The sequence below is a fragment of the Micromonospora sp. NPDC048843 genome, assembly GCF_040649965.1.
Classification (GTDB): domain Bacteria; phylum Actinomycetota; class Actinomycetes; order Mycobacteriales; family Micromonosporaceae; genus Micromonospora; species Micromonospora hortensis.
The window spans coordinates 1-17,928 of record NZ_JBEZGJ010000149.1 but is presented as its reverse complement, the minus strand read 5'-3'; the positions used below and the strand labels follow the sequence as shown (position 1 = coordinate 17,928).

The window sequence follows — 17,928 nt, the reverse complement described above, 5'->3', positions numbered from 1 at the left end:
GGGCCGGTGCTGTGGCTGGCCCGGCGAAACCGCGCCTTGCCGGATCGCCGCCCGGACTCCGCCTCGGCTCGACCGCCCTTATGAAACAGGCCCTAGCAGCAGTTTGTCGCAGCCGGCCAGGGGTAACCGGCCGAGCGTGACCGACGGCGACGGGTTCCCGTACTTCATCGACGCGGTGTCCCAACGGTCCGGCCTGCCGGCCGAGGAGGCCGCCGTGCTCGCCCGCGCCGTGCTCCAGACGTTGGCCGAGCGGGTGACCGGCGACGCGCCCGGCGACCTCGTCGGGCACCTTCCGAACGAGGTCGACGGCTACCTGAGCGGCCCGGCCCCGGATGCGGGCGGGGCCTCCGGTCCTGCCTCGGATGCGGCCGGGACGGCCCTTCCGGCCCCGGATCCGGCCGGGGCCCTCACCCCGGATGTTGGCGCCGATGGGTTGACCAGCGGGGTGGGCCTGGAGGTCGGCGGTGCCGGCGCGACTCCGATGGAGGCCGGCCCGACGGAGTTCCTTCGTCGGGTGGAACAGCGTGCCGGGGTGGACCCGGCCGCTGCCCGGGCCGGCACGGGCGCCGTCTTCGCCACGTTGCGAACGGCGATGACGGTGCGGGAGTTCCGGGAGATGGTGGCGCGACTGCCGCGCGACGGCGGGTTCTGACCCGACCTCGTGTCGGGATTGTCGGTACTGGCCGGACTCGGCGTGGTACGAGTGCTCGGTGGATCCTGATGGTCGCCGCCGACCCGACGTCACCCGCCCACGGCGTGGGCGGGTGGTGGAACGAGTCAGGGCGGCCGCTGCCCGGGTTCGCGGTCGCGGTGGCCGGGCGGGGCGGTTGCGGCTGAGCCAGCTGGAAGTCGCACTGGTGATCTCGGTGCAGGCGGGCCTCGCCGCAGCTCTGGCCTGGGCGATCGGGCACGACGTGCTGGGCAACCCTGCGCCGATCTTCGCGCCCTCGGCGGCGGTGGGCACTATCGTCGCCGCGCTAGGTCAACGCGCCCACCGCACCGTCGAACTGCTGGTCGGGGTCGGCCTCGGTATCGCCACCACCGACTTCCTGCTGTCCTTTCTGGGCACCGGGTTCTGGCAGACCGGGTTCGTCGTCGGGTGCGCGATCTTCGCCACGCTCGTGCTGTTCGGGCGCAGCGGTGCCGCCGTCGGTCAGGCAGGCGGCACGGCGGTGCTGCTCGCCGCTCTCAGCCCCGCCCAACAGGACCTCGAGTGGCCCCGGATCGTCGAGGCGATGGTCGGTGGCGTCGTGGGTCTCGTGGTGGTTGCGGTTCTGGTGCCGCTGAACCCGATGCGGATCCTCGACCGTGACGCCGCGCCGATCTACCAGTGCCTCGCCAAGCAACTACGGGAGGTCTCCGCCGCGTTGCACACCGGGGAACAGCAGCGGGCGGTCCGCGCGTTGGACGCGCTGCGCGCCATGGGCCCCGACCTCGAACGCATGCACCAGGCGCTGAGCGGTGCCGAGGAGGTGGTGAGTCTTGCGCCCGCCCGGTGGCTGCGCCGCCAGGATGTGGAGCGGTTCGCGCGGGCCAGCCAGCACGTGGAACGCGTCATCGAACACGGCCGGGGAGTGGCCCGCCGATCGGCGATGGCGTTGCAGTACAACGAGCCGATTCCCCCCGACCTGCCGGCCAGCGTCGGGAGACTCGCCGACGCGGTCGAGCTGTTGCGCCGGGAACACCGGGCCGGCCGACCGACCGAGCGCACCCGGCAGGCCGCGCGCGACGCCGTCTACCAGGCCGGTCGCGCGCGGGCGCGGGGCGTCGACGAGTTCGGCGACGCGGTGGTGACTCAACTGCGCACCGCCGCCAGCGACCTCCTGCGGGCCACCGGATGCGATCCGACAACCGCGAACCAGGTGGTACGGGAGGCAGAGCAGCACGGCGAGGAGTCACTCCGGCCGGGTGGCGCACCCGAGTGAGCGCCGCCGGCGATCGAACGGGCCGAGCGTGTGTCAGCCCGGAGCACAGCGGTCACCTGGTCCTCCGCGAGGTGACTCACGCCTCGGACACCTCCTCGGGCTCGGCGACCCAGGCGGAGAAGACCGGCACCCCGTGCCACGGGCCGGTGACGCCGTCGGCCCCGGCGTCGGTGGCGACGGCCACCACCGCGTACGGGTGGCCGAAGCGCAGCTCGGCGGTGCGGGCCACGCCCTCCGGCGGCATGCTGGTGATCCCGGCCATGCCGGTCACCGCCGCCGCCTCGAAGCCGTACCTGTCGAACCGGGCCACCGCCGTCTGCCATGCCTCGAAGCGCTCCACCGGCAGCGCCAGCGCCGTCGCGAGCGTGTCCACCGCGGCGGCGAAGCCGAGCGCCGGGGCGGTCAGGTCATGGTCGTTCCGAGCGGACCAGCAGGGCAGGACGGCGGTGTGCCGCTCTTCGCGGCCGTCGCGCGCCCAGGTGTGCACCCGTTCCTCGGTCAGCGTCCACAGCGGAGTCTCGCCGAGCGGCAGGTCGAACAGCGCGCGGCTGCCCACCGGTGGCGCGCCGTCGGCCGCGTCGGCGCTCAGGTCGTACGCAGTGGCCAGCACCTCGGCCGGTGGCACCTGCGGCGCGGCGGCGACCGAGAGGACGACCAGCCCCGCACCGTCGGTCGTCTGGGCGGGTGCGGCGTGCACGATCACGTCACCGGCCCGCGCTGTGGACACGATGGCGCAGTGGTGGCCATGGCTCGGGCTGCGTAGTGCCCGCCGTAGTTGACCGGCCCACGGGCTGTTGGCGCCGAGCGCGCGTGCGTCGGCGACGTCGAACGGGTTCGCCCAGGACACCCGGGTGGCCAACGCGCTGGCCAGGATGAACACCACGTCCCAATCGACCTCCAGGGGGAACGTCTCGATCAGGCCGAGGCTGTGCTCGCGCGCCCAGGCGTCCAACCCGGCCTGATCGGGCAGTGCGCCGACCTCGGTCGTGCTGGGCAGCGCGGCCCGCCACGCCGCCGGCCCGCCGTCGCCCTGCCCCGTTCGGTGCCAGAGCGCGGTGGCGGACCCGACCAGCGGGTGCGGCGCCTCCAACAGTGTTCTGGCCACCTCGGCCGCGCTCGGCAGGTCGGTGCCCAGCGCCTGCGCCAGCTTCGCGGCGGCTCTGTCCGCTACGGCCGGATCGCTGTCGGCCGTGGTGGCAGTGACAGCGAGCAGCAGCCAGGCACCGAGCGGGGAGGCGACGTGGTGTCCGTCGCCGGCCGTGGTGTGCAGCCGCGCGGCGTACGCGGAGAGCGGCCCGTGCAGATCGGTCCTCATGTCCCCACTCTGCCCGCCGGCCCGGCTCATGACCACAGCTCGAACGGCTCGTCGATCTTCGTGCCGGCGAGGAACGGGGTGATCAGCCGGGGGAGCTGCCCGGGATAGAACCGTTCCCGACTGGCGACCACCGCCGGCAACGGCCACCAGCGGAAGCCGAAGTAGTCCTCCCGCTCGTAGTCGAGCCGGTGCGCCTCGTCCACGTCCGGGCCGGGGCCGGCCAGCCGTACGGCGACGACAACCTCGTCCTGGACGTGCCGCAACTGGCGGTGCAGGAAGCTCGCCCGCCGCCGCCAGTTCGGCGCACCAACCTCGTCGGCGGTGATCACGATGCCGGTCTCCTCCCGCAGCTCCCGCACCGCCGTGTCGCGATAGGTCTCACCGGGATCCATGCCACCGCCCGGCAGCTCCCACCAGGTGCCCAGCCGGGCGTGGTCCGGGTCGCGGGTGTGAAACAGCAACACCCGGTCGGCACCGTCGGTGACCACCACCCGCACCGCGCGTCGCTCCAGGATCGGCAGGTCACGGGGCAGCTCGTTCATGGAGCCAGTCTGTCGTACCGCCCTCTTCGGCGGCGGGTAGGCTGCCCGCCGTGGCTGGTCTGTTGAGGAATGTCGCGGCGCGTATCTCCCGGGTCGGTGCGGTGATCCCGTCGCCCCGGCGTACCGGGCCGGCGCCCGCGCAGGTGGCCCGCCGCCGTCAGGTGAGCGCCCTGCAGCGTCGGGAGCTGACCTACGCTCCGGAACGGGACGGTCAGGCCGACCCGGGCGAGATCGTCTGGACGTGGGTGCCGTACGAGGACGACCCCCGCCAGGGCAAGGACCGGCCGGTGCTGGTCGTCGGGCGGCACAGCCGGACCCTGTTCGGGCTGATGCTGTCCAGCCAGAGCGAGCGGGACGGTCAGCGGCACTGGTTCGCGCTCGGGCCGGGTGAGTGGGACCGCGACAACCGGCCGAGCTGGGTCCGGCTGGACCGGGTGCTCACCATGCGCGAGGACAGCATCCGCCGGGAGGGCGCCGTGTTGGACCGGCCCCGCTTCGACCGCGTCGGGCAGGCGTTGCGCGCCGGCTACGGCTGGCGCTGACCGCGCGGCGAGCAACCCCGGCAGTGGGGGTAGCCCCACAGTGAGGCACCTGGCGGCGAGATCTATTCGCGGCTCGGCCCGACCGCGGCACCCTTCGTGTCCGGCGGCGGGTACGGCTGGTCGGCGAGGAGTCGGGCCAGGTGTGCGGTGTTGAGCGCCAGGGCCTTCGTGGTGCGGCCGGTGGTGTCGGGCTTGGGGCCGGCGTCGCGGTAGTCCACGGTCTGCAGTGCCTCCCCGACCCAGTAGGTCGCGGCGGCCGCGGCGATGGTGAACCCGACCTCGTTGAGCGCCTGCTGCACCTCGCCGATGGTGTGGTGGGCGCCGTCCTCGTTGCCGACAACGGCGGCGCCGGCCACCTTGCCGTAGGTGAGGAGCCGGCCCTCGGCGTCGGTCTCGGAGAGTTCGGCGTCGAGGCGTTCGAGGACCATCTTGCAGACGCTGGAGGGCTGGCCGAGCCAGATCGGCGTGGCGATGATCAGCACCTGGGCTGCCATCAGCTTGGCGCGGATCGCCGGCCAACCGTCGCCGTCGCCCTCGTCCGTGGCCACCCCGAAACGCACGTCGTGATCGACGACCCGGATCATCTCGCCCTCCACGCCCTGCACTGCCAACTCGGCGAGCACTTCCCGACCGAGCTGATCGGCGCTCGACGGAGCAGGCGACGGCTTGAGGGTGCAGTTGAGTACGAGGGCGCTGATGGTCGCCACGTCGAGTTCCTCTCGGCGGTCATGATTCGGGTACTGACTTGCCATACCCGGATAGGACGTCTCGGAACGCCCCGGCGGCCGGCAAAACCGCTGGGTCGGTGGCCGGAGCGCTGGCATGGTGTTCCGCATGGTGCAGGACGTCGCACGGCAGGTGGCCGAACAGGTACGGGCGGGCTTCGGCCTGCGCCTGTCCACGATGGAGTCCGTCACCTCCGGGGCGGACCAGCACGCCCGACTGTGGCTCGCTCGGGACGCCGACGGCTCTCGGTACGCGGTCAAGCTGAGCGGTGGCGGCACCTCGGCCGGCCTGGTCGTGACGGCGTACCTGGCCGAACAGGGGGTGCCGGGCATCGCCGCGCCGCTGCGGGCCGACGACGGACGGCTGTCGATCGACAACGACGGCCGCCGCCTCTCGGTGGTTCCATGGGTCTCCGACCGGCGAGCGCTCGACGGCCCGATGACCGGCGCGCACTGGCGCGCGTACGGCGAGGTGCTGGCCGCCGTGCACGAGGTGCCGGTGACCGTCGAGCTGAGCCGGCTGCTACCGGCGGGCGGCGCCGCGTACCCCTCGATCGTGACCGCAACCCGCGCGATGGCCGCGCGGCTGCGCGACCCGGACCCGGTCGACCTCGCGGACCCGCTGGTGATGGAGCTGGCGGGGGTGTGGTCCGCGGCGGCCGACCGGCTGGGGGTGCTGATCCGCGAGGTCGAGCACCGTGCCGTCGACAAGCGTGACCGGCCCGGCGCGAACGTCGTTTGCCACGGCGACCCGCACCTGGGCAACCTGCTGCTCGGCGCGGACGGGCGGGTCTGGCTGATCGACTGGGATGACGCGGTGCTCGCCCCGCCCGAGTGCGACCTCATGTTCGTCCTTGGTGGGGTGCTCGCCTTCGCGCCGATCACTGCCGAGCAGCAGCAGGCAGTGCTCGCCGGCTACGGCAGGACCGACGTCGACCCGGTGCGCCTGGCCTGGTTCCTCGCGGTCCGCGCGCTGGACGACCTCAGCGACTGGACCCGCCAGGCGTTGGACCTCGACGCCGAGGCGGCCGACCGGGATCGGGCGGCGCGGATCGTGCGAGGGCTGGTGTCACCGGTGGGTCTGGTCACTCTCGCCGATGCGGCACTGCGCGGTCTCGACCGGCGGCGCGTCGCGGGCCCGGCGTCCGTTCAGGGCGGCCACCACGCGGAATAGGGCTGAACGGTCAGCGCTCGCCGAGGAACGCGCTGTCGACCAGTTGGCGGGGCGATCGGGTGCCGCCGAGGCTCTTCGCCTGGTACATGGCCGCGTCGGCGCGGCTGAGAGCGTCGGTGAGCTGGGCGGGGCCGGTGACCGGGGCGAGCCCGACGGACGCGGTGACCCGGACGCTGCACCCGCTCAGCCGGATCGGCGCGGCGACGGTTTCGCTGAGCCGACGGGTGGAGTGCTCGATCCAGCGCCGGTCGACGGTGGGGCTGGAGAGAAGCCCGGCGAACTCGTCGCCGCCGAGGCGCGCCACGAGGTTGTCCCCGGCGAAGCCGGCGAGCCGTTCGGCCACACTGATCAGCACCTGGTCGCCGGCGGCGTGCCCGTACCGGTCGTTGATCTGCTTGAAGTCGTCCAGATCGAGCACCACGGCGATCAGCGGCTGGCCGGCGGCGTCGGTGAGCAGGGCGGCCGCCAGGCGGTAGAAGGCGCGTCGATTGGGCAGCCCGGTGAGTGGGTCGTGGCTGGCGGCGTGCCGTTCGGCGGCCAGCTCTGCCTGGAGGTGACCGATCTCGGCCTCGGCGCGCACCGCCCGTCGGCGTAGTTGCCAGGAGGAGAGCAGCGCGCCCGCCGCGCAGACGCCGGAGGCGACACTCATCGGATCCGGCACGAACCCTCCCATCGCCGCGACCGCCTCCAGTCTTCGGTTGACGCGGCGCGCCGCGTCGGGCCCAGTTTTGCCTGATCGTTGCCCGTGTGGGGGTAACACAAAGTGAACGGATGGGCACCGATCATGTGCGTTATCATGCTCGCCGTCGGATGCAGATGCAATAGCAGATGCACGTGCAGAACCGTCCAATGTCGATACCGCACCCCCTCGCCGTCACCGCTCCTCCCACGGCCACCGGCGGGCTCGTAACAGAAAGACGCCCCCATGCAGCAGCCACCCAATGGCGTACCGATCCACCAGTTGCCTCCGCTGAGCTGGCAGAAGAGTCGCCGCAGCAACCCCAGCGGCAACTGCGTCGAACTGGCCGAACTGCCCGAGGGAGCGGGCATCGCGGTCCGCAACTCACGACACCCGGAAGGGCCGGCACTGATCTACACAGTGGATGAGATCGCCGCCTTCGTTCTCGGTGCGCGGGACGGAGATTTCGACCACCTGATCAACTGACCGTCCGAGGGTGGGTCGTCCCGGCGACGGGACCGATTTGCCGGCGCGGAGGAGTTCACCTCACTGTCGGTCCATGGCATGCTTACACGTCGGCCGGGCCGGGGCGCCCGGCCGTCGTGGGTCGGTGTCCGGAGGTCCGCACGTGACGATGGTTCCCGCCGAGGGTGGTCCGACAACCGGGCCGACCGTGCTGCGCATGCTGCTCGGCGCCCAACTGCGCCGTCTCCGGGAGTCCAGCGGGGTGACCCGGGAGGGCGCCGGCTGGGAGATCCGCTCCTCCGAATCCAAGATCAGTCGAATGGAGCTCGGTCGGGTCGGCTTCAAGGAGCGCGACGTAGCCGACCTGTTGACCCTCTACGGCGTCACCGAGGACCACGAGCGTGACGCGCTGCTCAAGCTCGCGCGGGACGCGAACAGCCCTGGCTGGTGGCACCGTTACGGCGACGTGCTGCCCTCCTGGTTCCAGTCGTACCTGGGCCTGGAAGCGGCCGCCGCGCTGATCCGCAGCTATGAGGTGCAGTTCGTGCCGGGCCTCCTACAGACCCGGGAGTACGCCCGGGCGGTCGTGCTGCTCGGGCACGGCGCGGCCGGCCCGGGTGAGATCGACAGACGTGTCGCGCTGCGGATGCAGCGTCAACAGTTGCTCCAGCGGCAGAACCCGCCGCAGCTCTGGGCCGTGGTGGACGAGGCGGCCCTGCGCCGGCCCATCGGTGGCGCCGAGGTAATGCGCGGTCAGCTCACCGCGCTCATCGAGGCGACCAAGTCGCCCCACATCCGGTTGCAGGTCATCCCGTTCGCCGCCGGTGGCCACGCCGCCGCCGGGGGCGCCTTCACCATCCTGCGCTTCGGCGACCAGGAGCTTCCGGACATCGTCTACATCGAACAGCTCACCAGCGCCATCTACCTGGACAAGCGCGACGATCTGGATTACTACGCGGTGGCCATGGAGCGGCTCTGCGTCGAGGCCGAGCCGCCGGAGCGTACGGCGGAGATCCTCGGGCGACTGCTGGACGACACCTACCCAGCCTGACCCTCGACCGATCAGGCGCCCGCAGGCGGGACTCTCGGCCCACGTATTGACCGACGCCGACCGGCCGGGCTAGTCTCTGTATCGATACAGACTGGATCGATACAGAGGGGTGCCGGTGAAGCCAACACTGCAAGCCGTGGCCGACGCCGTCGGCGTCTCGCGCAGCACCGTGTCCAACGCCTACAGCCGCCCCGACCAGCTCTCCGCCGCCCTGCGCGAGCGGATCCTGGACGCCGCCCGGCAACTCGGGTACCCCGGCCCCAACCCCACCGCGCGCTCCCTGCGCCGAGGTTTCGTCGGGTCGATAGGGGTGCTGTTCACCTCGCAACTGTCGTACGCCTTCACCGACCCGTTCGCGGTCCGCTTCCTCGCCGGTGTCGGCGCGGCGGCCGAACGGCACGGCATCAGCATGCTGCTGGTGCCGCTGCCCCCGGGGGCGACCGACGCCCGACAGGCGGTGGAGAACGCCGCCGTCGACGGGTTCTGCGTCTACTGCGTCGCCGACGAGGAATGGGCGTTGGATGTGATCCGACAACGCGGGCTGCCGTTCGTCAGCACGGCCGCCCGCGACGACGCCAGCGCCGACGAACGGTTCGTCGGCATCGACGAGCGGACCGCCGCACGCAGCGCCGCCGCGCACGTCGCAGGGCTCGGGCACCGTCGGGTGGCGCTGCTCGCCGACTCCGTGCTGCCCGACGCGCCGGCCGGCCCGCTCACAGTTGCCGGGGTCGACCAGGTGCCGCATCCGACCACCCGAGGTCGGCTCAGCGGGTTCGCCGACGCCTTCGCCGAGGTCGGCGTCGGCTGGGCCGAGCTGACTGTGGTCAACGTCCCGGGCAACAGCCGCCCGGCGGCAGCCGCAGCCGTCGCCGGGCTGTTCGACCAACCCGCGCCGCCGACCGCCGTGCTGGCCGGCTCCGACGTCCTCGCGCTCGGTGTGCTGGACGCCTTGGCCGCACGGCCGGCCCATGATCGTCCAACTGTCTCGGTGACCGGCTTCGACGACGTCCCCGAGGCCGCCGCGGCCGGTCTCACCACCGTCCGGCAACCGGCCGAGGAGAAGGGCCGAATCGCCGCCGAACTACTGCTCGACCCGCCCGCGGACGTCGCGGCCGGTCACGTACTGCTGCCCACCGCACTCATTGTCCGGGGCTCCACCGGACCTGTCCCGAGGGGTTGACCATGGAACCTCCCACCGGATACATCACCGCGCTCGACGCCATGAACCGGCACGTCAACTCGGCCCGACCGGATGCTCCGGTCCAGGTCGAACACCCCCGCCGGGCCCTGCTCGCCCCGACCCGGCAGGCCACCGCCCTCGCCCTGCGCCGGCTCGCCGACCGCATCCAGCCACGACCGTTGCCCGCCAGCCCGCGCTGCTCCTGAACCGCACCAATCCCATTCCGGTACGCACGGGACGAACAGTGTGGGTCCGGGCACGCAGAGTGGTCGAGGGCGGTGTTGCCAGGCAGACTGGTGAAGCCATGTCGCCGCTCACGCCCACTCTCCGCCTCCACGACCGCTACGTACTGCACGAGCGGATCGGTCTCGGTGGCATGTCCGAGGTGTGGCGAGGCGACGACGAGGTGCTCGGCCGGCCAGTTGCGATCAAGGTGCTCGCCGGGCAGTTCGCCACCGACCCACAACTGCGGGCCACCATCCAACGCGAGGCCCGCGCGGCCGCGCGGCTGACCCACCCACACGTGACCCAGGTGTACGACTACGCCGAGGCGACCCTGGCCGGCGGCGTCGTGGTCCCGTACCTGGTGATGGAACTCGTCGACGGTCACAACCTGGCCGACCGGCTGCGGACCGGGCCGCTTCCCTGGCCGGAGGCGGTCCGAGTGGCCGGGCAGATCGCTGCCGCGCTGGCCGCCGCGCACCGCATCGGCGTCGTGCACCGCGACGTCAAACCCGGCAACGTCATGCTCACCGACACCGGCGCCAAGGTGCTCGACTTCGGCATCGCCGCGCTCGGCGGCCTCGACAGCCAGTCCGGCGAACCGCTGATGGGCACCCCCGCCTACTTCGCCCCGGAACGGCTGACCGCCGGCCCGCCCGACCCGGCGAGCGACGTGTACGCCCTCGGCGCACTGCTCTACCGCACCCTCACCGGGCGGGCGCCACTGCCCGTGCAGAGCTGGGAGGACGCGCTGGAAGTGCACCGGCTGGGCACCCCGGTGCCGCCGCTGCGGGTGCCCGGCCTACCCGCCGACATCGCCGAGCTGACAGTCGCCAGCCTGGCCGCCAACCCGGCCGACCGGCCGAGCGCCGCGCACCTGGCCCGCCGCTTCGGCGCCGGTCAGCCGGTCGAGCCACCCACCGAGCTGCTGCGCATCCGGCCGGCCGCCCACCCGCCCACCCTGATCGACCGGTCGATGGTGGCCCGTCCCGTCCCGGCACCCGCCGCACCGGCCCGACGCCGGTCGCGTCGGCCCCTCGCCGTGCTCGTCGCGGCCGTGCTCGCGGTACTGATCGGCGTCGGCGTCCTGTTCGTGGAGAATCCGCTCGGCAACCCGGGCACACCCGACCCGGCCGAGATCGCGGCCGCGCCGTCGACCTCCGCCCCGGCCCCGGCGCCCACGACACATTCGCCGACGCCGGCCGCACCGTCGCCAACACGCCCCACCGCCAGCACCGCGCCCCCGACCGTCGGGCAGCAGCTACCGGTCAGCTTCCGGGAGGTGAGCAGCGAGTTCGCCGCCGTCCTCGCCACCGCTGTCGCCCGCGGCGACGTCGACCGGAAGACCGCCGAAGATCTGCGCGACGACCTCGCCGACCTCAACCGCCGCACCAGGGACCGCGCCGAGCGCGTCGCCGACCTACGGGACCGCATCGCCGAGCTGGTGCGGCGGGACCGTCTACCAGCGCAGACGGGCGCGAAACTGGACGCTCTGCTCGCCCGGACCGGCAGCTTCTCCACCAGCCGTACGGACGACTGATACCCACGTCGATACCGCTGGCATGATGTCCCGATGCGGACACGTCTGATCTTCGTGCGACACGGCGAGTCGGTCCACCAGCTCGAAGGAATCATCGGTGGGCCACGTGGCTGTCGCGGCCTCACCGCCCTCGGCCACGAGCAGGCACACGACCTGGCCAACCGGCTCACCGGCGAGGTTGCCGTCGACGGTCCGGTGGCGGTCTACTCGTCCGTGCTGCGCAGGGCCGTCGAGACCGCGCAACCGATCGGCGCGGCGTTCGGCGTCCGGCCCGTGGCCGACTGTGGTCTCTGCACCTGGCACACACCCCCGTACGCCGACGGCCTGCCGACCGCCCTCTTCCGTACCGACCACGCGGTGGCGGGTGGCGGCGTGTTCCGACCGTTCGAGGAGGGCAACGAGAGCTGGGCCGAACTGGTGGTCCGCGTCAGCCGCGCGATCATGGAGATCGCCCACCGGCACCGGGGCTCCACAGTGGTCCTGGTCGGCCACAGCGAGACCGTCGAGGGCGCCTTCCACGCGCTCGGCGCGCAGCCGGTCTTCCGGGCGTTCGACCTGGACGTGCCCCCGGCCTCGATCACCGAATGGACCACCGACCACGACCCCGGCGGTTGGCCGCCGGCCCGCTGGACGCTGCGCCGCTTCGCCGACACCGGGGGGTGGGCCAGAGGTTGACCGGGCCACACCGCGCGCGACCAGCTTCGGCCTGCGGCGCGGCTAGTCGGCGGCCAGGATCTGTTCGCGCAGGATCTCCGCGTGCCCGCAGTGCTGGGCAAGCTCGCGCAGCACGTGCAGGTAGACCCAGCGCAGCGGCAGCGGGCCGCGCCGGTTGCCGCGCAGCACGTCGTCCAGGCCCAGCGACGCCGTCGCGCGGTGGGAGGCCTCGCACGCCTCGCGGTGCGCTCGCTGGATCGAGGCGATCGTGTCGCCGTCGTCGAGGATGAACGACTCGTCCGGCGTGGCCGGGATGCCGATCTCGGCCCGGGGCCGACACGTGACGGCCTCGTCGAACCAGACCTTCTCCACGAACGCGGCGTGCTTCACCAGACCCAGCAGCGTCGTCCGGGACGGCACCAACGACCGGCGCGCCTGCTCCTCGGTCAGCCCGTCCAGGTAGCCGTTTAGCGCTCTGCGGTGCTCGTCGATGAACGCCTCGAACTGTGTCTGGGCTGACTGGCCGACGACATCATCGGCGAAGGTCGGAGGGAAGGAGGTCATTCCCGAAGCATTCCAAGGTCATCGCCGGCGCGCAAACACCATTACTCAGCCGAAGGAGAGAAGAGCACCGCGCTCGTCGAAGCGGGCGGTGCCCGCCCACGCGATCTCCCAGCGGTTGCCCTCCGGGTCGGCAATGTAGCCGGAGCGCCCACCCCAGGACCGGTCTGTCGGCTCCGCCACCACCGTCGCCCCCGCCGCGACGGCGGCTTCGAACGCAGTGTCGACCTCGTCGCGGCTGTCGACGTTGCAGGCCAGGGTGACCCCCGACCAGCCACCGGCCGGCGCGGGCACGCCCGGCGCCGCCTCGGCGGCCAACTCCGGCAGCGGGTAGAGCGCTAACAGCACACCACCGAGCAGGAAGGCTGACCAGCCGTCGTCACTGGCCGGCAGCTCGGGCCACCTCAACGACCGGTAGAACGACCGCAGCGCGGCGACGTCGCGTGCTCCCAGCGTGACCACTGACAGTCGGGAGGGGACGGTGCTCATGGGCCCGATCCTGCCCGGAACGTACGACAGGTGCCAGGCGTCGCAGTTCAGTCGGCGCGGCCGGAGAAGTGGTCGGCAAGCACCGGTGCCAGCACGTCAACCGAAACACCGTGCCACTCGCCGGGCAGCGTCCGGTGCCGCCCCGCTGGCAGCGCCTCGGCCACCTCCCGTGCCCAGCCGTGCAGCCGTGCATCGCTCTGCGCGCTTTCGAGCACCAACGTCGGGATCGTGAGTGCGGTCAGAGCCTCGGCAGGTAGGGCCGTGAGCAGGGTAAGGTCGTACACCAGGGTGTGCGCCAAGGCCTCCATGGCCGGCCAGCCCGGCCCGTCGCGCATCCGGTCGACGAACTCCGCGGGCACACCGATGCTGCGCTGGAAATGCAGCATCGCATCGCCCGGACGGCCGGCGGCGACCAGCTCGGTGATGTCAGCGGCCAGGCCCGGATCGTCCGTCGGCTGCTCGCCCTGCGCGAACGGCGGCTCCAGCAGGGCCAGCCGGGTGACCGACAGGCCGCCGGTCGCGGCGAGGAGCGCCAGCACCGCCCCCGAGGAGAAACCGTAGAGGGCTGCCGAACCGCCGGACGCGCCCTCGATCAGGGCCCGTAGATCCTCGACCTCCCGCTGTGGCGCGTACGGGGACGTGTCGGAACTCTGCCCCCGGCCCCGCCGGTCATAGGTCAGCGCTGTGAACTCCTCGGCCAGCTGGGCCGCCAGCGACCTCATCGGGCCCATCTCGCGGAACCCGCCCGCTGCATCCACCAGGATCACCGCAGGACCGGCGCCGCTGCGCTCGTAGGCGATGATGGTGCCGTCCGCCGAGCGGACCGTGCCGGTCGTCGCGGCCTCGACCATGCGCTCCTCCTCGTCTCGGTGACACTGCCCCACGCTAGGGGATGGGTCCGACGTCGACTGCCCGGTCAGCCGATGCTGACGCTGAGCGACTCGCCCGGGTCGGTGCCCGCGCGGGCGTACACCTCGCCGTCCGGCGTCCAGACGCCCGACCGGCCCGCCGCCTCGGTGTAGCCACCGCCGGTCGACCCGGCGAAGCTCGCCACCGCCACCCAGACCCGGTGCGCGGTGGTGATCCGGTGCGCCCGTTGGTCTATCACTGCGGCGTCGCGGGCCGACTCCAGGACGCCCGCCGCGTACACGTCGATCCCGAGCGCGGCAGTCCGCTCCGCGTGCGTGGCCACGCCGGTGTCCTTGCAGATCGCCAGCCCCACCCGCCAACCGTCCACATCGAGCACGACCGGCGCGTCGCCGGGCCGGAACCGGCGGGCCTCCGGGTCCCCCAGCCACATCTTCCGGTACGCCACCGCCGCACCGCCGCCGGTCACCGCCAGCATCGCGATGTGGTCACCGGCGACCGGCGCACCGACCAGGGCCAGCGCACCCGCCTCGGCGCACGCCCTGACCAGCGGCGCCAACAGCGGGTCGTCGACGGACACGACCGGCGCGTCCAACTCGTACCCGGTCAGCGACAGCTCCGGAAAGACCACCAACCGGGCGCGCGCCGCGCGGACCGCGGCGGCGTGCGCCCGCGCGTTTGCCGCGACATCCAGGGGTACGCACGGCGGCTGGACCACAGCGAGCCGCAGCGGGGTGCGGCTTTCCACACCCCCACCGGTGTGGTCGACCCTCGCGGTCGGGCGGTCGGCCCCATGGTCGGCTCTCAGGATGACTTCGTAACGTGGGCGCATGATTCGAACGTCCCACGCCGTGTTCGCCACCGGAACCCCCGCCGCCGCAGCGGAGCCACCACAGGACGGGATCGTCGGCTACGTCACTGACCTGGTGGAACGGCTCGGCGGGCCGGGTGCCGGCCTGGCAGTGGCGTTGGAGAACCTCTTCCCGCCGATCCCCAGTGAGGTGATCCTGCCGCTGGCCGGGTTCGTCGCCGCCCAGGGACGGATGAGTCTGGTCGGTGCGATTTTCTGGACCACGTTGGGTTCGGTGGTGGGCGCGCTCGCGCTCTACCTGATCGGCGCGGCCCTGGGGCGCGACCGGATGCGCGCCATCGTCTCCCGGCTTCCACTGGTCAAGCTCAGCGACGTGGACCGGACCGAGGCGTGGTTCCTGCGGCACGGTGTGAAGGCGGTCTTCTTCGGCCGGATGATCCCGATCTTCCGAAGCCTGATCTCCATCCCGGCGGGCGTGGAGCGGATGCCGGTGACCACGTTCCTGCTCTACACCACGCTGGGCAGCCTGATCTGGAACACCACATTCGTGCTCGCCGGCTACCTGCTGGGCGACAACTGGCACCTCGTCGAGGGCTACGTCGGCACGCTCCAGAAAGTGGTGATCGTGGTCTGCGTGGCGGGGGCCGCCTGGTTCGTCGGGTCCCGTGTGCTGAAAGCCCGCCGCGCCGCCCGCAACCCCGAGCCGACCGAGCCCGAGCAGAGCGAACTGAACGGGATGCCCGACCCGGGCGGTCGGGGCACCCTCTACCGAAGCGGATCGTGGGCCTCGGACGAGCGCTAGCCCCCTCTTCTTCTCCTCCACCCCACGCGCCACCCTTGGGTCGCGTGCGGGCGGGGCATATGACGCAGAGCAGGAGAACAGGCGTGGTGCGCAAGGCGGGCGAGGTGGTGGGGGAGCGGCGTACCGGCAGGTGGTGGCTTCGGCTCCGGCTACCCCTAGGCGTCGCCGTCGGCATCGCGACGGCCGCCGTCGAGCTCGCCTTCCTCGCCGTCGCCGCCGCCGCATCCAGCGTGCGCGCTGTCGCGCCTGCTGCCGGCCGTCGTATTGCCAGCCTGACCGACCGGTACGGGGGGCTGCTGGTGCGGATGGAACATCGCCGCCTCGCCGGGCTGCTCGCCGCGGAGGATCTGCCCGCGCCGAACACCGTGGCGACCCGGCGGCAGCTCGGCTACCTGGCCGCCCGACTGCTACCCGGCACGCTCGGCCTGCTGGCGTACGCCGTGCTCGGCGTGGGCGTGGTGCTGGCCGGGATCGTGCTGCGCTCGGCGGTGCGCGGGGAGCTGACCCTTCTCGACGCCCTGACCCAGACCACCGTCGGGGCGGTGCTGTTACTGCTCAACGTTCAGGCCGTTGCCAGCATCGCCGCGCTGGACATCCGACTGGCGCGACGACTGCTCGGGCCAGGAAGTCGGGCCGAGCTGACACGGCGAGTCCACGAGCTGACCACCAGTCGGGCCGGGGTCATCGCCGCCGTCGACGCCGAACGGCAGCGCATCGAACGCGACCTGCACGACGGCCTCCAACAGCGGCTCGTCGCCCTCGGCATGCTGCTCGGCCGGGCCCGGCGCGCCCGCGACGCCGACCGCACCCACGCACTGCTCGCCCAGGCGCACGAGGACGTGCAACGGGCCATCGAAGAGTTGCGCGAGGTGGCGTGGCGCGTCTACCCGTCAGCACTGGACGACAGCGATCTGGGCGAGGTCCTGGCCATCGTCGCCCGCGGATCAGAGGTGCCGGTGCGGATCCGCTGCGAGCTGCCCGTCCGTCCCGAGCGGCACGTCGAGACGGTGCTGTACTTCGTGGCCTGCGAGGCGCTCACCAACGCCGCGAAACACGCCGCCGCTACCCTGGTCACTGTCGAAATCGGAGTACGGGATGGGTGGATCCGGATGCGCGTACACGACGACGGCGTCGGCGGGGCGGAACCGACCGGACGAGGGTTGTCCGGGCTGGCGCGACGGGTCGCCGCGCTGGACGGCTGGCTGCTGGTGACCAGCCCGGCCGGCGGTCCGACGACAGTGCTGGCGCAACTGCCGTGCGCCTAGTCCTCGCCGAAGACTCGACGCTGCTCCGGGAGGGCCTGACGCGGCTACTCGCCGACGAGGAGCACGAGGTGCTCGCGGCGGTCGCGACCGCCGATGAGCTTGTCGAGGCTGTCGGACGAACCCGTCCCGACGTGGTCGTCACCGACGTCCGGATGCCACCCAACCACACCGATGATGGGCTACGGGCCGCCCTGGAGATCCGTCGTCGGTGGCCCGACACCGGCGTCCTCGTGCTCTCCCAGTACGTGGAGCGGCGTTACGCCGGGCGACTGCTCGCGGACCGTCCCGAGGGGGTCGGCTACCTGCTGAAGGACCGGGTCGCCCAGGTGGATGACTTCCTCGACGCACTCGACCGAGTCGCCGCCGGAGGCACCGCCCTCGACCCGGAGGTGGTCCGTCAGGTGGTGGCCGGCTCGGAACGGCCCGACCCGTTCGGTCGGCTCACGCCACGGGAACGGGACGTGTTGCACGAGATGGCCCAGGGGCACACGAATCTCGCCATCGCCCAGCGGCTGCACGTGTCGCAGAGCGCAGTCGAGAAGCATGTCAACGCCATCTTCGACAAACTCGACCTCGTACACACAACGGGCTTCAGCCGGCGAATCCTCGCAATTCTGCGCTACCTGGGCTCGTAGGCCGGGCATCCTCGTAGGCCGGGCATCCTCGTGGGCCGGGCGTGGCGGCCGGCCCAGCCCGCGGAATCAGGGGCCGTGCAGGTGCGGGCCGGGCAAGCCATGCCGGATCTGGGGCCGTGCAGGCGCGGACCAGGCAAGCCATGCGGGATCGGACGCCGGGCACGCGGGGGCCGGGCCCGGCATGATCGACTCGGGTTCCTTGATGTCGGGGTGTCCCGGCGTCCGGGATGCCCCGCCTTCCGTGAACCCGAGTGGATCAAGCGGGTGAGGGGCGATTGGACGCCAGGGGTTCCGGTGGGTGTGGGTGGTTTGGTCGTTGGTGGGGGTTTGTGGGGTGTGGTCGGGTGCACTCGTGGGCCGGAATCATGGCCGGGCCGGGGTCGTTACATACCCTGACGATCGCAGCACCACCGACCCGCCTGCCCGACCGTGAGGGCTGGTCGCGCAGGCTGGAATGCCAGCCTCCACCCGCTCGTTACAGTCC

The 17,928-nt window shown here is 72.3% G+C and carries 21 protein-coding genes; 13 read left to right on the top strand and 8 right to left on the bottom strand.

What is annotated here, in order from left to right; genetic code table 11:
- The first annotated feature begins 136 nt into the window (after window positions 1–136).
- Both AB0C20_RS27695 and AB0C20_RS27690 read left to right on the top strand, forming a co-directional pair.
- Window positions 137–652, top strand: a complete 516-nt coding sequence (locus AB0C20_RS27695; RefSeq protein WP_357185891.1) for a DUF2267 domain-containing protein — start codon at window positions 137–139, stop codon at window positions 650–652.
- A gap of 58 nt (window positions 653–710) precedes the next feature.
- Window positions 711–1,925, top strand: coding sequence for an FUSC family protein (locus tag AB0C20_RS27690; RefSeq protein WP_357185894.1), 1,215 nt, complete (start codon window positions 711–713; stop codon window positions 1,923–1,925).
- A 76-nt stretch (window positions 1,926–2,001) separates the two neighbouring features.
- Here AB0C20_RS27690 and AB0C20_RS27685 read toward each other — a convergent pair whose 3' ends face one another.
- A complete protein-coding gene (locus AB0C20_RS27685; RefSeq protein WP_357185898.1) occupies window positions 2,002–3,240 on the bottom strand; it encodes a hypothetical protein in 1,239 nt (412 codons plus the stop codon).
- Window positions 3,241–3,266: 26 nt separating this feature from the next.
- Window positions 3,267–3,782 (bottom strand): NUDIX domain-containing protein, encoded by a 516-nt coding sequence (locus AB0C20_RS27680; protein WP_357185900.1) that lies wholly within the window; start codon window positions 3,780–3,782, stop codon window positions 3,267–3,269.
- A 50-nt stretch (window positions 3,783–3,832) separates the two neighbouring features.
- Here AB0C20_RS27680 and AB0C20_RS27675 point away from each other — a divergent pair, with 50 nt between their 5' ends.
- Window positions 3,833–4,324, top strand: a complete 492-nt coding sequence (locus AB0C20_RS27675) for a type II toxin-antitoxin system PemK/MazF family toxin (RefSeq protein ID WP_030336385.1) — start codon at window positions 3,833–3,835, stop codon at window positions 4,322–4,324.
- A 62-nt stretch (window positions 4,325–4,386) separates the two neighbouring features.
- On the opposite strand, the gene AB0C20_RS27670 is transcribed toward AB0C20_RS27675, so the two are convergent.
- Window positions 4,387–5,031 carry an NAD(P)H-dependent oxidoreductase gene (locus tag AB0C20_RS27670; RefSeq protein ID WP_357569064.1) on the bottom strand — a complete coding sequence of 215 codons (645 nt, stop codon included), beginning with the start codon at window positions 5,029–5,031 and terminating at the stop codon, window positions 4,387–4,389.
- 115 nt (window positions 5,032–5,146) lie between these two features.
- Here AB0C20_RS27670 and AB0C20_RS27665 point away from each other — a divergent pair, with 115 nt between their 5' ends.
- Entirely contained in the window at window positions 5,147–6,223 is a 1,077-nt protein-coding gene (locus tag AB0C20_RS27665; protein ID WP_357569063.1) for a phosphotransferase, read from the top strand.
- A gap of 10 nt (window positions 6,224–6,233) precedes the next feature.
- Here AB0C20_RS27665 and AB0C20_RS27660 read toward each other — a convergent pair whose 3' ends face one another.
- Window positions 6,234–6,884: a GGDEF domain-containing protein gene (locus tag AB0C20_RS27660; protein ID WP_124857357.1), complete on the bottom strand. Its 651-nt coding sequence runs from the start codon at window positions 6,882–6,884 to the stop codon at window positions 6,234–6,236.
- A gap of 264 nt (window positions 6,885–7,148) precedes the next feature.
- Between AB0C20_RS27660 and AB0C20_RS27655 the strand changes: the two genes are divergently transcribed.
- The 6 genes from AB0C20_RS27655 to AB0C20_RS27630 all read left to right on the top strand — a co-directional run bounded on the left by AB0C20_RS27655 (window position 7,149) and on the right by AB0C20_RS27630 (window position 12,035).
- Window positions 7,149–7,388, top strand: a complete 240-nt coding sequence (locus AB0C20_RS27655; RefSeq protein ID WP_091406718.1) for a DUF397 domain-containing protein — start codon at window positions 7,149–7,151, stop codon at window positions 7,386–7,388.
- A gap of 142 nt (window positions 7,389–7,530) precedes the next feature.
- Entirely contained in the window at window positions 7,531–8,418 is an 888-nt protein-coding gene (locus tag AB0C20_RS27650) for a helix-turn-helix transcriptional regulator (RefSeq protein ID WP_357185911.1), read from the top strand.
- A gap of 115 nt (window positions 8,419–8,533) precedes the next feature.
- Window positions 8,534–9,598, top strand: a complete 1,065-nt coding sequence (locus tag AB0C20_RS27645; protein WP_357569062.1) for a LacI family DNA-binding transcriptional regulator — start codon at window positions 8,534–8,536, stop codon at window positions 9,596–9,598.
- 2 nt (window positions 9,599–9,600) lie between these two features.
- Window positions 9,601–9,804 carry a hypothetical protein gene (locus AB0C20_RS27640; RefSeq protein ID WP_357185917.1) on the top strand — a complete coding sequence of 68 codons (204 nt, stop codon included), beginning with the start codon at window positions 9,601–9,603 and terminating at the stop codon, window positions 9,802–9,804.
- 98 nt (window positions 9,805–9,902) lie between these two features.
- Window positions 9,903–11,360, top strand: a complete 1,458-nt coding sequence (locus tag AB0C20_RS27635; RefSeq protein ID WP_357185920.1) for a serine/threonine-protein kinase — start codon at window positions 9,903–9,905, stop codon at window positions 11,358–11,360.
- Between the two features lie 33 nt (window positions 11,361–11,393).
- Complete coding sequence (locus AB0C20_RS27630; RefSeq protein WP_210787484.1) at window positions 11,394–12,035, top strand: histidine phosphatase family protein; 642 nt, start codon at window positions 11,394–11,396, stop codon at window positions 12,033–12,035.
- Between the two features lie 42 nt (window positions 12,036–12,077).
- Here AB0C20_RS27630 and AB0C20_RS27625 read toward each other — a convergent pair whose 3' ends face one another.
- The 4 genes from AB0C20_RS27625 to AB0C20_RS27610 form a co-directional block, all read right to left on the bottom strand.
- Window positions 12,078–12,578, bottom strand: a complete 501-nt coding sequence (locus AB0C20_RS27625; protein ID WP_357185923.1) for a DinB family protein — start codon at window positions 12,576–12,578, stop codon at window positions 12,078–12,080.
- A gap of 45 nt (window positions 12,579–12,623) precedes the next feature.
- A complete protein-coding gene (locus AB0C20_RS27620; RefSeq protein ID WP_357185926.1) occupies window positions 12,624–13,064 on the bottom strand; it encodes a VOC family protein in 441 nt (146 codons plus the stop codon).
- Between the two features lie 47 nt (window positions 13,065–13,111).
- Window positions 13,112–13,915: an alpha/beta hydrolase gene (locus AB0C20_RS27615; RefSeq protein WP_357185929.1), complete on the bottom strand. Its 804-nt coding sequence runs from the start codon at window positions 13,913–13,915 to the stop codon at window positions 13,112–13,114.
- Between the two features lie 65 nt (window positions 13,916–13,980).
- On the bottom strand, window positions 13,981–14,679 hold the full coding sequence (locus AB0C20_RS27610; protein ID WP_357185932.1) for a carbon-nitrogen hydrolase family protein: 699 nt from the start codon (window positions 14,677–14,679) through the stop codon (window positions 13,981–13,983).
- 82 nt (window positions 14,680–14,761) lie between these two features.
- On the opposite strand from AB0C20_RS27610, the gene AB0C20_RS27605 reads away from it, so the two are divergent.
- From AB0C20_RS27605 to AB0C20_RS27595, 3 genes are all read left to right on the top strand, one after another.
- A complete protein-coding gene (locus AB0C20_RS27605; protein ID WP_357185935.1) occupies window positions 14,762–15,544 on the top strand; it encodes a DedA family protein in 783 nt (260 codons plus the stop codon).
- Between the two features lie 83 nt (window positions 15,545–15,627).
- Window positions 15,628–16,809 carry a histidine kinase gene (locus AB0C20_RS27600; protein ID WP_357185937.1) on the top strand — a complete coding sequence of 394 codons (1,182 nt, stop codon included), beginning with the start codon at window positions 15,628–15,630 and terminating at the stop codon, window positions 16,807–16,809.
- The gene (locus AB0C20_RS27595; protein ID WP_357185940.1) at window positions 16,800–17,444 is read left to right on the top strand and encodes a response regulator transcription factor; all 645 of its coding nucleotides are present in this window, start codon (window positions 16,800–16,802) and stop codon (window positions 17,442–17,444) included. Before AB0C20_RS27600 ends, AB0C20_RS27595 begins: the two co-directional genes overlap by 10 nt.
- Window positions 17,445–17,928 lie beyond the last annotated feature (484 nt).

Bases quoted from the DNA above. Each gene is read 5' to 3' on its own strand.
- AB0C20_RS27680 (WP_357185900.1), bottom strand. From the start codon at position 3,782: ATGAACGAGCTGCCCCGTGACCTGCCGATCCTGGAGCGACGCGCGGTG.
- AB0C20_RS27620 (WP_357185926.1), bottom strand. From the start codon at position 13,064: ATGAGCACCGTCCCCTCCCGACTGTCAGTGGTCACGCTGGGAGCACGC.
- AB0C20_RS27685 (WP_357185898.1), bottom strand. From the start codon at position 3,240: ATGAGGACCGATCTGCACGGGCCGCTCTCCGCGTACGCCGCGCGGCTG.
- AB0C20_RS27615 (WP_357185929.1), bottom strand. From the start codon at position 13,915: ATGGTCGAGGCCGCGACGACCGGCACGGTCCGCTCGGCGGACGGCACC.
- AB0C20_RS27630 (WP_210787484.1), top strand. From the start codon at position 11,394: ATGCGGACACGTCTGATCTTCGTGCGACACGGCGAGTCGGTCCACCAG.
- AB0C20_RS27635 (WP_357185920.1), top strand. From the start codon at position 9,903: ATGTCGCCGCTCACGCCCACTCTCCGCCTCCACGACCGCTACGTACTG.
- AB0C20_RS27625 (WP_357185923.1), bottom strand. From the start codon at position 12,578: ATGACCTCCTTCCCTCCGACCTTCGCCGATGATGTCGTCGGCCAGTCA.
- AB0C20_RS27605 (WP_357185935.1), top strand. From the start codon at position 14,762: ATGATTCGAACGTCCCACGCCGTGTTCGCCACCGGAACCCCCGCCGCC.
- AB0C20_RS27665 (WP_357569063.1), top strand. From the start codon at position 5,147: ATGGTGTTCCGCATGGTGCAGGACGTCGCACGGCAGGTGGCCGAACAG.
- AB0C20_RS27655 (WP_091406718.1), top strand. From the start codon at position 7,149: ATGCAGCAGCCACCCAATGGCGTACCGATCCACCAGTTGCCTCCGCTG.
- AB0C20_RS27640 (WP_357185917.1), top strand. From the start codon at position 9,601: ATGGAACCTCCCACCGGATACATCACCGCGCTCGACGCCATGAACCGG.